The sequence below is a fragment of the Rhizobium beringeri genome (genome assembly GCF_004306515.1).
GTDB classification, from domain to species: domain Bacteria; phylum Pseudomonadota; class Alphaproteobacteria; order Rhizobiales; family Rhizobiaceae; genus Rhizobium; species Rhizobium beringeri.
Genome location: NZ_SILG01000001.1, coordinates 1,331,101 through 1,344,952, shown reverse-complemented (window position 1 = coordinate 1,344,952; position 13,852 = coordinate 1,331,101). Strand labels below are relative to the sequence as shown.

Annotated in this window: 13 protein-coding genes; all 13 read right to left on the bottom strand. The window is 61.4% G+C overall.

Features of this window, described 5'->3' with window-relative positions; translation table 11 throughout:
• Positions 1–15: 15 nt before the first annotated feature.
• Positions 16–1,527: an NADH-quinone oxidoreductase subunit M gene (locus ELH03_RS06920; RefSeq protein WP_128404360.1), complete on the bottom strand. Its 1,512-nt coding sequence runs from the start codon at positions 1,525–1,527 to the stop codon at positions 16–18.
• The gene (gene nuoL, locus ELH03_RS06915) at positions 1,527–3,527 is read right to left on the bottom strand and encodes an NADH-quinone oxidoreductase subunit L (protein WP_128404359.1); all 2,001 of its coding nucleotides are present in this window, start codon (positions 3,525–3,527) and stop codon (positions 1,527–1,529) included. Before nuoL ends, ELH03_RS06920 begins: the two co-directional genes overlap by 1 nt.
• Positions 3,528–3,534: 7 nt before the next feature.
• Positions 3,535–3,843 carry an NADH-quinone oxidoreductase subunit NuoK gene (nuoK, locus tag ELH03_RS06910; protein ID WP_003547388.1) on the bottom strand — a complete coding sequence of 103 codons (309 nt, stop codon included), beginning with the start codon at positions 3,841–3,843 and terminating at the stop codon, positions 3,535–3,537.
• Positions 3,844–3,866: 23 nt separating this feature from the next.
• A complete protein-coding gene (locus ELH03_RS06905; RefSeq protein WP_003547387.1) occupies positions 3,867–4,481 on the bottom strand; it encodes an NADH-quinone oxidoreductase subunit J in 615 nt (204 codons plus the stop codon).
• A gap of 144 nt (positions 4,482–4,625) precedes the next feature.
• Entirely contained in the window at positions 4,626–5,117 is a 492-nt protein-coding gene (nuoI, locus tag ELH03_RS06900; RefSeq protein ID WP_003547385.1) for an NADH-quinone oxidoreductase subunit NuoI, read from the bottom strand.
• 40 nt (positions 5,118–5,157) lie between these two features.
• Positions 5,158–6,201, bottom strand: coding sequence for an NADH-quinone oxidoreductase subunit NuoH (gene nuoH / locus ELH03_RS06895; RefSeq protein WP_003547383.1), 1,044 nt, complete (start codon positions 6,199–6,201; stop codon positions 5,158–5,160).
• Between the two features lie 12 nt (positions 6,202–6,213).
• On the bottom strand, positions 6,214–8,295 hold the full coding sequence (gene nuoG / locus ELH03_RS06890; RefSeq protein ID WP_130766200.1) for an NADH-quinone oxidoreductase subunit NuoG: 2,082 nt from the start codon (positions 8,293–8,295) through the stop codon (positions 6,214–6,216).
• A 223-nt stretch (positions 8,296–8,518) separates the two neighbouring features.
• Positions 8,519–9,217: a helix-hairpin-helix domain-containing protein gene (locus ELH03_RS06885; protein ID WP_128404357.1), complete on the bottom strand. Its 699-nt coding sequence runs from the start codon at positions 9,215–9,217 to the stop codon at positions 8,519–8,521.
• 2 nt (positions 9,218–9,219) lie between these two features.
• The gene (gene nuoF / locus ELH03_RS06880) at positions 9,220–10,524 is read right to left on the bottom strand and encodes an NADH-quinone oxidoreductase subunit NuoF (RefSeq protein ID WP_128404356.1); all 1,305 of its coding nucleotides are present in this window, start codon (positions 10,522–10,524) and stop codon (positions 9,220–9,222) included.
• Between the two features lie 10 nt (positions 10,525–10,534).
• Entirely contained in the window at positions 10,535–11,701 is a 1,167-nt protein-coding gene (locus ELH03_RS06875) for an NADH-quinone oxidoreductase subunit E (RefSeq protein WP_128404355.1), read from the bottom strand.
• Between the two features lie 16 nt (positions 11,702–11,717).
• The gene (locus tag ELH03_RS06870; protein WP_025394095.1) at positions 11,718–11,990 is read right to left on the bottom strand and encodes a hypothetical protein; all 273 of its coding nucleotides are present in this window, start codon (positions 11,988–11,990) and stop codon (positions 11,718–11,720) included.
• The gene (locus tag ELH03_RS06865) at positions 11,990–13,180 is read right to left on the bottom strand and encodes an NADH-quinone oxidoreductase subunit D (RefSeq protein WP_128404354.1); all 1,191 of its coding nucleotides are present in this window, start codon (positions 13,178–13,180) and stop codon (positions 11,990–11,992) included. Before ELH03_RS06865 ends, ELH03_RS06870 begins: the two co-directional genes overlap by 1 nt.
• A 65-nt stretch (positions 13,181–13,245) precedes the next feature.
• Positions 13,246–13,848: an NADH-quinone oxidoreductase subunit C gene (locus tag ELH03_RS06860; protein ID WP_128404353.1), complete on the bottom strand. Its 603-nt coding sequence runs from the start codon at positions 13,846–13,848 to the stop codon at positions 13,246–13,248.
• Between the last annotated feature and the right edge of the window lie 4 nt (positions 13,849–13,852).

Genomic DNA, 13,852 nt, shown 5'->3' with positions numbered 1-13,852 from the left:
CAATAAGTCCCGTCATCATTTCATAGACAGCGCAACATTCTGCGCTGCGTGCACGGCGGCCGTGTAGTTGTTGACCAGCAGATCCACCGAGGCAGCCGTCGCATCGAAGACCGGAGCCGGGTAAACGCCGAAGAAGATGGTCAGCGCAACCAGCGGGTAGAGGATCAGCTGCTCGCGTCTGGAAAGATCGAGCAGCGCCTTCAGCTTCTCCTTCTCCAGCGTACCGAAGATCACACGGCGATAAAGCCAGAGCGCGTAGGCTGCCGAGAGGATGACGCCGGTGGCGGCAAAGAGCGCTACCCAGGTATTGACCCGGAAGACACCGATCAGCGTCAGGAATTCGCCGACGAAGCCCGACGTGCCGGGAAGCCCGACATTGGCCATGGTGAAGACCATCATTGCCACGGCATATTTCGGCATGTTGTTGACGAGGCCGCCATAGGCGTTGATCTCGCGGGTGTGGGTGCGGTCGTAGACGACGCCGACGCAGAGGAAGAGCGCGCCGGAGACGATGCCGTGCGAGAGCATCTGGAAGATCGAGCCCTGAACGCCCTGCATGTTGGCGGCAAAGATGCCCATGGTCACGTAGCCCATGTGCGCCACGGAGGAATAGGCGATCAGCTTCTTGATATCGTCCTGCATCATCGCCACCAGGGAGGTGTAGATGATGGCGATGACGGACATGGCAAAGACGAGCGGCGCGAAATAATCGGACGCGACCGGGAACATGCCGAGCGAGAAACGGATGAGACCGTAGCCGCCGAGCTTCAGCAGCACGCCGGCCAGGATCACCGAGCCAGCCGTCGGCGCCTGAACGTGGGCATCGGGAAGCCAGGTGTGGACCGGCCACATCGGCATCTTCACCGCGAAGGAGGCGAAGAAAGCAAGCCATAACCAGGTCTGCAGCGACGGCGGGAACTTGTAGGCGAGCAGCGCGGTGATGTCGGTCGTGCCGGCCTGCCAGTACATCGCCATGATGGCGAGCAGCATCAGCACCGAGCCGAGCAGCGTATAGAGGAAGAACTTGTAGCTCGCATAGACGCGGTCCTTGCCGCCCCAGACACCGATGATCAGGAACATCGGAATGAGGCCCGCCTCGAAGAAGACGTAGAAGAGCACGATATCGAGCGAGACGAAGACGCCGATCATCATCGTTTCGAGGATGAGGAAGGCGATCATGTATTCCTTCAGGCGCTTCTCGATCGAGAGCCAGCTCGCCAGCACACAGAAGGGCATGAGGAAGGTCGACAGGATGACGAACAGCATCGAGATGCCGTCGATGCCGACGTGGTAGCCAATGCCGGTGCCGAGCCAGTTATGCTTCTCGAGCATCTGGAAGCCCGGATTGGCATTGTCGAAGCCGATCCAGATGAAGAGCGAGACGACGAAGGTGAAGACGGTGGTGATCAGCGAGATCCACAGCACGTTCTTCCGGCCGGTTTCGCTCTCGCCGTTCATCAATAGCAGGAGCACCACGCCGACCAGCGGCAGGAAGGTGACCGTTGAAAGAATAGGCCAATCGGTCATCAGAAGGAACTCCCGAGCATCATCCAGGTAACGAGCGCCGCAATGCCGATCAGCATGGCGAAGGCGTAGTGATAGAGGTAACCGGTCTGCAGGCGAACCACGCGATCGGTGACGGCGACGACGCGGGCGGCGACGCCGTTCGGGCCGTAGGTGTCGATGACGCCGACATCACCCTTCTTCCACAGGAAGCGGCCGAGTGCCTTGGCGGAGCGGACGAAGAGGAAGTCATAGAGCTCGTCGAAATACCACTTGTTCAACAGGAACTGGTAGAGCACGCGGTGCTGCTGCGCCAGGATGCGCGGCGTTTGCGGCGAGCGGATATACATGTACCAGGCGGTGACAAAGCCGAGGATCATAGCGATGAAGGGGCTCAAGCCGACGAGCGCCGGAACATGGTGGAACTCTTCGAGAAGTTCGTTCTCGGCGCCGGTGAAGAGCGCACCCTTCCAGAACTCGGCATATTCCTCGCCGTAGAAGCGACCTTCGAAGATAACACCAGCAAGCACTGCGCCGATCGCCAGGAGATAGAGCGGCACCAGCATGACCTGCGGCGACTCGTGGACATGATGCATCACCTCGTGCGAGGCGCGCGGCTTGCCGAAGAAGGTCATGAAGATCAGGCGCCAGGAATAGAAGCTCGTAAAGAGAGCCGCAATGACCAGCAGCGAGAAGGCGAAGCCCGAGACCGGCGAATGCGATGCATAGGTCGCCTCGATGATCACGTCCTTGGAGAAGAAGCCGGCAAAACCGATCGGCGTGAAGGGAATGCCAAAACCGGTGATCGCCAGCGTGCCTATGATCATCAGCACGGCAGTCACTTTAATATGCGGCCACAGGCCGCCCATGTAGCGCATGTCCTGCTCGCCATCGACGGCATGGATGACCGAGCCGGCGCAGAGGAAGAGCAGCGCCTTGAAGAAGGCGTGCGTGAAGAGATGGAAGATGGCTGCGCCGTAGGCCCCGGCTCCGAGCGCCACGAACATGTAGCCGAGCTGCGAGCAAGTGGAATAGGCGATGACACGCTTGATGTCGTTCTGCACGAGGGCGACGGTTGCCGCGAAGAAGGCGGTGATGGCGCCGATCACGGTGACGACAACCAGCGCATCCGGCGACAGTTCGAAGAGCGGCGACATGCGGGCGACGAGGAAGACGCCGGCGGTGACCATGGTGGCGGCATGGATGAGGGCCGAGACCGGGGTCGGGCCTTCCATGGCGTCAGGCAGCCAGGTGTGCAGCAGGAACTGCGCCGACTTGCCCATCGCGCCCATGAAGAGCAGCAGGCAGACGCCGGTCAGCGCATGCGCCTTGTCGAGCTGCATGCCGAAGAGATTGAGGATCACCTCGCCCGCTTCGCCGCCGCCTTCATGCGGGGCGAAGTTCGAGGCATTGGCGAAGATCGTGTCGAGGTTGATCGAGCCGAACAGCACGAAGACGCCAGCAATGCCGAGCACGAAGCCGAAGTCGCCGACGCGGTTGACGATGAAGGCCTTCATCGCCGCGGCCGTCGCCGACGGCTTCTTGAACCAGAAACCGATCAGCAGATAGGAGGCGAGACCGACGCCTTCCCAGCCGAAGAACATCTGGGCAAGGTTGTCAGCGGTCACCAGCATCAGCATGGCGAAGGTGAAGAGCGAGAGATAGGCGAAGAAGCGCGGGCGATGCGGATCGGTGTGCATGTAGCCGATCGAATAGACATGCACCAGCGTCGAGACCGTGTTGACGACGATCAGCATCACGGACGTCAGCGTATCCACGCGCAGCGACCAGGAGACGTCGATGCCGCCGGACTGGATCCAGCGCAGCACCTCGACCTTGATCGGGCCACCTTCGGCATGGCCCATGCCGACGGTGAAGAAGACGACCCAGGACAGGATGGCGGCGATGATCATCAGGCCGCTGGTGACATATTCCGAAGCCTTGGCGCCGATGGCGCGGCCGAACAGGCCGGCGACGATCGCACCGATCAAGGGAAGAAAGACGATAGCCTTATAGAGGAACATGAGCCACTCAGCCCTTCATCATATTGACGTCTTCGACCGCGATCGAGCCGCGGTTGCGGTAGAAGACAACGAGAATTGCAAGACCGATCGCCGCTTCGGCAGCCGCGACCGTCAGGATGAACAGCGCGAAGACCTGGCCGACGATGTCGTTCAGGAAGGAGGAGAAGGCGACCATGTTGATGTTGACGGCGAGCAGGATCAGTTCGATCGACATCAGGATGACGATGACGTTCTTCCGGTTCAGGAAGATGCCGAAGACGCCGAGCGTGAAGAGGATGGCGCTGACCGTCAGGTAGTGGGAAAGTCCGATGACCATGTTCTTTGTTCCTTGACCTGCCTTTAGACGCCCTGCCCGGGCTTGACCGAAACCACCTCGACGGCGGTGGCGGGCGTGCGGGCAACCTGCCTGGGAATATTCTGCCGCTTGATGTTGGTGCGATGCCGCAGCGTCAGCACGATCGCGCCGATCATGGCGACCAGGAGCACCAGACCGGCGATCTGGAAGAAATAGACGTAGTTGGTGTAGAGCACGTCGCCGAGAGCGGCGGTATTGGTGCGCTCGCTCAGTGCCGGGATCGGCATGGCGACTGATTTGGCGATCTCAGGCGAGATGACGCTGCCGCCGATGACGACGATCAGTTCGGCCGCGAGGATCACCCCGATCAGCCCGCCGATCGGCGCATATTCGAGAACGCCGGCCCTCAGTTCGGTGAAGTCGATATCGAGCATCATCACCACGAAGAGGAAGAGGACGGCGACGGCGCCGACATAGACGACAAGCAGGATCATCGCCAGGAATTCGGCACCGAGCAGCAGGAAGAGGCCAGCCGCATTGAAGAACACCAGGATCAGGAAGAGAACCGAGTGAACCGGGTTCTTCGCCCAGATGACCATGAACGCCGACGCCACCGCGACAAAGGCGAAAAGATAGAAAAATAGAGCCTGCAGACCCATGTTGGTGCCTTTTTCATCTTCCCCCGGGCAGCCGGGAGTTTCCCTGCGCGATGGAGCTTTCCCTGGCGCTAACCGGCAAAGCTCCTGTGCATATTGACCGCGACAGGAGCACCTGCGCTCCATCGCGGCATTTCAAAATCTCAATCAACGATACGGCGAGTCGATCGCGATGTTGCGAGCGATTTCGCGCTCCCACCGGTCTCCGTTATCCAGAAGCCGCGCCTTGTCGAAATAGAGCTCTTCGCGGGTTTCCGTCGCAAATTCGAAATTCGGGCCTTCGACGATCGCGTCGACCGGGCAGGCTTCCTGGCAGAAGCCGCAATAGATGCACTTCACCATGTCGATGTCGTAGCGCACCGTGCGGCGCGTGCCGTCATTGCGGCGGGGACCCGCCTCGATGGTGATCGCCTGGGCAGGACAGATCGCCTCGCAGAGCTTGCAGGCGATGCAGCGTTCCTCGCCGTTCGGATAACGGCGCAGCGCATGCTCGCCGCGGAAACGCGGGGAGACCGGACCCTTTTCGAAGGGATAGTTGATCGTCGCCTTCTGGCGGAAGAAATAGCGCATCGACAGAAAGAACGCGCCGACGAATTCCTTGAGAAACAGCGAGCTGATGGAGCCGGATAAGCTTGCCATCTTCAACCTCCAATTTTGCCGAAAACGAGAGCGGACACCATCATGCCCAACCCATCAGTTTCAGCACGAATGCAACGATGACGACCATGGCGAGCGACAGCGGCAGGAAGACCTTCCAGCCGAGGCGCATGAGCTGGTCGTAGCGGTAGCGCGGAACGAAGGCCTTGACCATCGCGAACATGAAGAACACGAAGCAGGCCTTCAGCGTGAACCAGATGATGCCCGGGACCCAGTTGAGGATCCAGATATCGACCGGGGGCAGCCAGCCGCCGAGGAAGAGGATCGTCGTCAGCGCGCACATCAGGCAGACGGCCGCATATTCGCCGAGCATGAACATCATGTATGGCGAGGAGCCGTATTCAACCATGAAGCCGGCAACGAGTTCCGATTCAGCTTCCGGAAGGTCGAAGGGCGGACGGTTCGTCTCGGCGAGTGCCGAAATGAAGAAGATAATGAACATCGGGAACAGCGACAGCCAGTGCCAGTCGAGGAACGACGCCGGCAGGCCGAGCATGGTGCCGAGGCCGGTGTGCTGCGCATTGACGATATCGGTCAGGTTCAGCGAGCCGACGCAGAGAAGCACAGTGACGATGACGAAGCCGATCGAGACTTCATAGGACACCATCTGTGCCGCCGAGCGCAGCGCGCCGAGGAACGGATACTTCGAGTTCGAAGCCCAGCCGCCCATGATGATGCCGTAAACCTCGAGCGAGGAAATCGCGAAAATATAGAGGATGCCGACATTGATGTTGGCGATCACCCATCCGTCGGCCAACGGCACCACCGCCCAGGTGGAAAGCGCCAGAAGCACCGTCACCAGCGGGGCAAGCAGGAACACCGCCTTGTTGGCGCCGGCCGGAATGATCGGCTCCTTGAAGACGAACTTCAAAAGATCGGCGAAGGACTGGAACAGGCCGAAGGGACCGACGACGTTCGGGCCGCGGCGCAGCTGCACGGCCGCCCAGATCTTGCGGTCGGCGAGCAGCACATAGGCGATGAAGACGAGCAGGCAGACGAGAAGCAGCAGCGACTGACCGATCATGATGATCGCCGGCCAGACATAGGTCGAAAAGAAAGAATCCATAGTCCCCTGCCCTTACTCTGCCGCGACTTTGAAGTTGTTGCGGGCCAATGCCGAGCACTCCGCCATGACAGCCGAGGCACGCGCTATCGGGTTCGTCAAATAGAAGTCTTTCACCGGCGACGCAAACCCGGATTTGTTCATCTTGCCGGCTTTTTTCGCAACTGCGGCAATTTGGGCGCTATCGGTTTCGGCGATCTCGTCGATGGCGGCGAAATGCGGGAAAGCGGCATAGAGCCGGACACGCAATTCGCTGAGCGAATCGAAGGGAAGCTTCTTGCCGAGCACGTCGGAAAGGGCGCGGATGATCGCCCAGTCCTCGCGGGCGTCACCCGGCGCAAAACCTGCGCGGTTGCCCATCTGGACGCGGCCTTCGGTGTTGACCCAGGTGCCGGACTTTTCGGTATAGGCTGCCGCCGGCAGGATGACGTCGGCATGGTGCGCGCCGTTATCGCCATGCGAGCCGATATAGACGGTGAGCTTGGCCTTCTTGGCGGTGAAGTCGAGTTCGTCTGCACCGAGCAGGAAGAGCACGTCCATTGCCGTCAGCATCTCGGCGGCATTGACGCCCTTGGCGCCCGGCACGAAGCCGAGGTCAAGACCGCCGACGCGCGAGGCAGCGGTATGGAGGACGGCAAAGCCGTTCCAGCCTTCGACGACCGCGCCGACCGAACCGGCGAGCTTGGCAGCACTGGCGAGAACGCCGGCGCCATCGGTGCGCGACAGCGCGCCCTGGCCGATGATGATCATCGGCTTGGCGGCATTCTTCAGCACGTCGGCGAAGGCGTGAGTGCCGTCGACCAGATCCTTCAGCGTGTCGGGACCGCCGCCGAGGTAATCATAGCTGTATCGCAGTTCGCCCGGCTCGCCGATCACGCCGATCGGGAACTTGCCGCGGCGCCAGCGCTTGCGGATGCGGGCGTTGAGGATGGCGGCCTCGAAGCGTGGATTGGCGCCGATGATCAGCAGCGCGTCGGCCTGGTCAATGCCCGATATGGTCGGGTTGAAGAGATAGCTTGCGCGGCCGAGCGACGGATCGAGTGCCGCCCCATCCTGGCGACAGTCGAGATTGACCGATCCCAGCGATTTCACCAGTTCGGAGAGCGCATACATTTCCTCGACGGAAGCGAGGTCGCCTGATATCGCGCCGATCTTTTCGCCCGAGGTGGCGCCGACGGCGGCCTTGATGGCGCCAAAGGCTTCGGCCCAGGTAGCGGGCTGCAGGCGGCCGTCGCGGCGAACATAAGGCCGGTCGAGGCGCTGGGTCTTCAGGCCGTCCCAGATGAAGCGGCTTTTGTCGGAAATCCACTCTTCATTGATCGTCTCATTGACACGCGGCAGAATGCGCATGACTTCGCGGCCGCGGGTATCGACGCGGATCGCCGAACCGACGGCATCCATGACGTCGATCGATTCAGTCTTGTTCAATTCCCACGGGCGCGCGGTGAAGGCGAAGGGCTTCGAGGTGAGCGCGCCGACCGGGCAAAGGTCGACGACATTGCCCTGCAGCTCGGAGGTCATCGCCTGTTCGAGATAGGTGGTGATCTCGGCATCCTCGCCGCGGCCGATCAGGCCGAGTTCGGAAATGCCGGCAACTTCGGTGGTGAAGCGGACGCAGCGCGTGCAGTGGATGCAGCGGTTCATCACCGTCTTGACGAGCGGGCCGATATACTTGTCCTCGACGGCGCGCTTGTCTTCCTGATAGCGCGAGGTGTCGATGCCAAAGGCCATCGCCTGGTCCTGCAGGTCGCATTCGCCGCCCTGGTCGCAGATCGGGCAATCGAGCGGATGGTTGATCAGCAGGAATTCCATCACGCCTTCGCGGGCCTTCTTGACCATCGGCGTGTTGGTGAAGACCTCTGGCAGTTCGCCGTTCGGGCCGCCGCGGATGTCGCGCACGCTCATGGCGCAGGAAGCCTGCGGCTTCGGCGGGCCACCCTTTACCTCGACGAGGCACATGCGGCAATTGCCGGCAACCGACAGGCGCTCGTGGAAGCAGAAGCGCGGAACCTCGGCGCCGGCATCCTCACACGCCTGCAATAGCGTGAAATGATCCGGAACTTCGATCTCGTTGCCGTCAATCTTCAGTTTTGCCATCGTCGCTCAGTCCTGTTTCCCGTTTGCCTGATGACGGCAAACAAACCTATTTTTGCAACACTCTCATTGCCAAGCCGGATCTTTCGTCCTGCCGACATCTGATGTCGCCCAAATTCTCTGTCGCGCGTTCCAGACCCGGAACCCGCACCGGCATCTGCAGCTCGAGGTCCCCGCCCGTCCGCCGATCTGCCCATCCTTCCGGCCGATTGCACGGCCGGACAGTTCATTTCTTCCTACGGCCCCGTCCTGCCAGAATTTTCGCCTGACCGGTCCAGTCGTCACGGCCGATGCGGCCGTTAAAGCCGAGTTCGGCGTCGAGCCGGGCGATTTCCTCGTCGGTCCAGGCGGCGATCTCAGCGAAGTTGCGAATGCCCTTGGCATTCAGCACCTGCTCCAGCTTCGGGCCGATGCCGGCGATCAGCTTCAAATCGTCGGCCTTCCTACGCGCAACCGGTTTTGCCTTCACAGCCGGCTTCGGCTGGCTGGCCTTCGATTGGTTTGCTGGCTTCGTTTGGCTGGCTGGGATCGGCTCGCTGACCGGCTTGACAACAGTCAGTGTCGGCCTTGCCTTCTTCTCGGCCGGCGGCTTGGTGAAAGCCCTGACATCCGGGCGAATATTTTCCGGCCGGATATCGACATCGGGCTTCAGTTCGTCCGGCGGCGTGTCATCGAGGGCGGCCGCGACCTTGCCGGTCGTTTCCAGGGCGCTCTGGAAGGCACCGAAGAAGGCGCCCGCCATCTGGGTCGAGAAACCGAAGCCGATCGCCGTTGCGGCGGCAAAGGCTGCAGCGGGATGCGCCATCAGCGGATGCACCGGCATCGCCCGTGCATTTTCCAGCATCTCGGCGGCAAGACGGCCGAAACCGGCCGCGAAATCGGCGACTTCTTCCTTTTTCCCAGCCTTGGATGCATTGTCCGCCATGATTATTCAGCCGCCTCCAGAACCGCGCCGTGATCGAGGGCGCTCGCCGTATACTGGTCGATGCGCTTTTCGATCTCCGGACGGAAATTACGGATCAGACCCTGCACCGGCCATGCAGCGGCGTCGCCGAGCGCACAGATGGTATGGCCTTCGATCTGCTTCGTCACCTGGAACAGCATGTCGATTTCGCGTTTCTGGGCATTGCCCTTGGCCATGCGCTCCATCACGCGCCACATCCAGCCGGTGCCTTCGCGGCAGGGCGTGCACTGGCCGCAGCTCTCATGCTTGAAGAAGGCGGAGATGCGAGCTATCGCCTTGATGACGTCGGTGGACTTGTCCATGACGATCGCGGCGGCCGTGCCGAAGGAAGATCCGACGCCGCGCAGGCCGTCGAAATCCATCGGGCAGTCGATGATGTCCTTTGCCGGAACGATCGGGCAGGATGCCCCGCCCGGAATGACGGCAAGCAGGTTATCCCAGCCGCCGCGGATGCCGCCGGCATGGCGGTCGACCAGTTCGCGGAAGGTGATGCCCATTTCCTCTTCGACGGTGCACGGCTTGTTGACGTGGCCGGAGAGCATGAACAGCTTGGTGCCGACATTGTTCGGACGGCCGATGGCCGAGAACCAGCCGGCGCCGCGGCGCAGGATCGTCGGCGCAACAGCGATCGATTCGACATTGTTGACCGTCGTCGGGCAGCCGTAGAGGCCCATATTGGCCGGGAACGGCGGCTTCAGGCGCGGCTGGCCCTTCTTGCCTTCGAGGCTTTCGAGCAGCGCGGTTTCCTCGCCGCAGATATAGGCGCCGGCGCCGTGGTGGACGAAGATGTCCATGTCCCAGCCAAGCTTGTTATTCTTACCGAGCAGGCCATAATCATAGCATTCGTCGATCGCCGCCTGCAGCGCCTCACGTTCGCGGATATATTCGCCGCGCACATAGATGTAGGCCGCATTGGCACCCATGGCGAAGCTCGCGATGACACAGCCTTCGATCAGCGTATGCGGATCGTGGCGCATGATGTCGCGGTCCTTGCAGGTGCCGGGCTCCGATTCGTCGGCATTGACGACGAGATAGTGCGGACGGCCGTCGCTTTCCTTCGGCATGAAGGACCATTTGAGACCTGTGGGGAAACCGGCGCCGCCACGACCGCGAAGACCAGACGCCTTCATCTCGTTGATGATCCAGTCGCGGCCCCTTTCGAGGATCTGCTTGGTGCCGTCCCAATGGCCGCGGCTCATCGCGCCCTTCAGGGATTTGTCCTTGAGGCCGTAGATGTTGGTAAAGATGCGGTCTTTATCTTGTAACATGCTTCACCTCTTACCGCGGCTTCTTGCCGAAGACCTTGATATATTCCGCTTCCCCGCCCTTGGCGAGCGCCTTGGCCTGCTTGACCCAGTCATCGCGCTCGATGCGGCCGCGGAAGTTCAGGTACCCGTCGACCCATTCGCGTTCGGCCTTCTTCCAGCCTGCGACTTGCGCGAAGGTGAAGATGCCGATTTCGTTCAACGTCGCCTCGATTTTCGGGCCGACACCCGAGATCATCTTCAGATCATCCGGTGCGGCGGGCTTTTCGATTCCGGCCGGACGGTTCTTGTCGGTCAGGGCAGGCTTTGCCGCCGGAGCAGCCTCGGCCTTGACGACAGCCTTCGGCGCCGGTTCGGCGGCCGCAGTGCCTGATATCGGCTGCTGCTCGGCAGCCTTTGCGTTTTTCGCAGCCGCCTTCGGCGCCGTTGCCGGCGTCTTCAGGGCAGCATTGGTCTCGGCATCGGTGCTCTTCGGGCGGGCGGCCTCGGAGGGCGGAACCGGAGCGCGGTCGACCGGAGCCGACACGGTTTCGGCATCGGCCTTCTTGGCGCGCGCCCTTGCCTTCGGCTCTTCGGTCGTCAGCGAGGTCGGGCCGCCTTCAGGCGCCGAAAACACCCGGTCGATCTGCGTGCCGGGCTTGATGCTGGCGCCATTGCCGGCGGCAAAGACGTCGATGATCTCTTCGAGACGCTCGGGCGTCAGGTCCTCATAGGTGTCCTTGCCGATCATCACCATCGGGGCGTTGACGCAGGCCCCGAGACATTCGACCTCTTCCCAGGACAGCGTGCCTTCCGCATTGCGCTCGAAGGCATGGGCATGGATCTTGCTCTTGCAGACCGACATCAGCGCTTCCGAGCCGCGCAGCATGCAGGGCGTCGTGCCGCAGACCTGGACATGGGCGCGCGTTCCCACAGGATGCAGCTGGAACTGCGTATAGAAGGTCGCGACCTCGAGCACGCGGATATAGGCCATGTCGAGCATGTCGGCGATCTTTTCGATCGCCGCGCGCGTGACCCAGCCGTCCTGCTCCTGCGCCCGCATCAACAGCGGAATGACCGCCGATTGCTGGCGGCCGGCGGGGTATTTCTGGATCGTCTTGTCCGCCCAGACCGCATTCTCATCGCTGAAGGCGAATGCGGCAGGCTGGAATTGATCTTCGGCTAATCGACGAACGGACATTCTTCCTCACGCCTTGTCAGTTTAGGGTTCCACACCGCGAAGCGGTCAAAGACTGCATTTCGCAGGCATAGGCCGACTGGTCTTTTTGCATAAACACTACGAATTTGCTGCCGTTCGGAATGGCAGCCTTGATCTGATAGCCCTTGGACAAAAGCTCGCCCATGGACGATTGCTGCGCCGGCGGCGTCTCTTCCTTATGGCCCAGCGGCGTGCCGAGGCTATCGGACTCCTGAGCCGAAACCCCGGATGCCGAAAGAAGAATTGCGACGGCCAGCGGCAGAAGCTGCATCAGCGGTCCACCTCACCGAAGACGATGTCGAGCGAGCCGAGCACGGCCGCGACGTCGGCAAGCTGATGGCCGCGGCACATGAAGTCCATCGCCTGCAGATGGGCGTAGCCCGGAGCGCGGATCTTGCAGCGATAGGGCTTGTTGGTGCCATCTGAGACGAGATAGACGCCGAACTCACCCTTCGGCGCCTCGACGGCGGCGTAAACCTCGCCGGCCGGCACGTGGTAGCCTTCGGTATAGAGTTTGAAGTGGTGGATCAGCGCTTCCATCGAGCGCTTCATCTCGCCGCGCTTCGGCGGCACGACCTTGCCGTCGATCGACGAGAAGGGACCGGTCTTCGCATCCGAGAGCAGGCGGTTGACGCATTGCTTCATGATGCGGACCGACTCGCGCATCTCGATCATACGGATCAGATAGCGGTCGTAGTTGTCGCCATTCTTGCCGATCGGGATGTCGAATTCGAGATCGGAATAACATTCATAGGGCTGGGCGCGACGCAGATCCCAGGCTGCACCCGAACCGCGCACCATGACGCCGGAGAAGCCCCAGGCCCAGCATTCCTCCAGCGAGACGACGCCGATATCGACGTTGCGCTGCTTGAAGATACGGTTGCCGGTCAACAGGTTGTCGATGTCGTCCAGCGCCTTCAGGAACGGGTCGCACCAGTTACCGATATCCTGCACGAGCTGTTCGGGCAGGTCCTGGTGGACGCCACCCGGACGGAAATAGGCGGCGTGCATGCGTGAGCCGCTGGCGCGCTCGTAGAACACCATCAGCTTTTCACGCTCTTCGAAGCCCCAGAGCGGCGGCGTCAGCGCGCCGACGTCCATGGCCTGCGTCGTGACGTTCAGAAGGTGCGAGAGGATGCGGCCGATTTCCGAATAGAGAACGCGGATCAGCTGGCCGCGAATCGGGATCTCGATGCCGAGCAGCTTTTCGACGGCCATCGCAAAGGCATGTTCCTGGTTCATCGGCGCGACGTAGTCGAGACGATCGAAATAGGGCACGGCCTGAAGATAGGTCTTTGTCTCGATCAGCTTCTCGGTGCCGCGATGCAAAAGGCCGATATGCGGATCGACACGCTCCACAATTTCGCCGTCAAGCTCCAGGACAAGACGAAGAACGCCGTGCGCCGCCGGATGCTGCGGTCCGAAGTTGATGTTGAAGTTGCGGACGTTATGTTCTGTCATGGCGATGGGCTCGCGTTCTCAGATAACCAGTGAATGGCGGGCTAAGCCCACCAGCCGCCTTGAATTTATTGCTTCGCTTTTTCGTCGCCGGGCAGCACATACTCCGTGCCTTCCCAGGGCGACATAAAGTCGAAGTTGCGGAATTCCTGCTTCAGCTCAACCGGCTCGTAAACGACGCGCTTTGCCGCGTCGTCGTAACGCACTTCGACAAAACCGGTGGTCGGGAAGTCCTTGCGCAACGGATGGCCTTCGAAGCCGTAATCCGTCAGGATGCGGCGCAGGTCCGGATGGCCGGTGAAGAGCACGCCATACATGTCCCAGGTCTCGCGCTCGAACCAGTCGGCACCCGGATAGACGGGGCAGGCCGACGGAACCGGCGTATCTTCATCCGTTGCGACCTTGACGCGGATGCGCAGGTTCTTCTTCGGCGACAGCAGGTGGTAGACGACGTCGAATCGCAGCTCGCGCTGCGGCCAGTCGACGCCGCAAATATCGATCAGGTTGACGAAACCGCATTTGGCGTCGTCGCGCAGGAAGGTCAGAAGCGCGAGCAGGTTTTCACCCGTCGTCGTCAGCGTCAGCTCGCCATACTTCATCTGCGATGCGGCGATCAGATTGCCGCGCGCTTCGCCAAGGTAGGACGCAAGCTCAGTCAGGGCTTCACTCATATGC

Bases quoted from the DNA above. Each gene is read 5' to 3' on its own strand.
- ELH03_RS06920 (WP_128404360.1), bottom strand. From the start codon at position 1,527: ATGACCGATTGGCCTATTCTTTCAACGGTCACCTTCCTGCCGCTGGTC.
- nuoL (WP_128404359.1), bottom strand. From the start codon at position 3,527: ATGTTCCTCTATAAGGCTATCGTCTTTCTTCCCTTGATCGGTGCGATC.
- nuoK (WP_003547388.1), bottom strand. From the start codon at position 3,843: ATGGTCATCGGACTTTCCCACTACCTGACGGTCAGCGCCATCCTCTTC.
- ELH03_RS06905 (WP_003547387.1), bottom strand. From the start codon at position 4,481: ATGGGTCTGCAGGCTCTATTTTTCTATCTTTTCGCCTTTGTCGCGGTG.
- nuoI (WP_003547385.1), bottom strand. From the start codon at position 5,117: ATGGCAAGCTTATCCGGCTCCATCAGCTCGCTGTTTCTCAAGGAATTC.
- nuoH (WP_003547383.1), bottom strand. From the start codon at position 6,201: ATGGATTCTTTCTTTTCGACCTATGTCTGGCCGGCGATCATCATGATC.
- nuoG (WP_130766200.1), bottom strand. From the start codon at position 8,295: ATGGCAAAACTGAAGATTGACGGCAACGAGATCGAAGTTCCGGATCAT.
- ELH03_RS06885 (WP_128404357.1), bottom strand. From the start codon at position 9,217: ATGGCGGACAATGCATCCAAGGCTGGGAAAAAGGAAGAAGTCGCCGAT.
- nuoF (WP_128404356.1), bottom strand. From the start codon at position 10,524: ATGTTACAAGATAAAGACCGCATCTTTACCAACATCTACGGCCTCAAG.
- ELH03_RS06875 (WP_128404355.1), bottom strand. From the start codon at position 11,701: ATGTCCGTTCGTCGATTAGCCGAAGATCAATTCCAGCCTGCCGCATTC.
- ELH03_RS06870 (WP_025394095.1), bottom strand. From the start codon at position 11,990: ATGCAGCTTCTGCCGCTGGCCGTCGCAATTCTTCTTTCGGCATCCGGG.
- ELH03_RS06865 (WP_128404354.1), bottom strand. From the start codon at position 13,180: ATGACAGAACATAACGTCCGCAACTTCAACATCAACTTCGGACCGCAG.
- ELH03_RS06860 (WP_128404353.1), bottom strand. From the start codon at position 13,848: ATGAGTGAAGCCCTGACTGAGCTTGCGTCCTACCTTGGCGAAGCGCGC.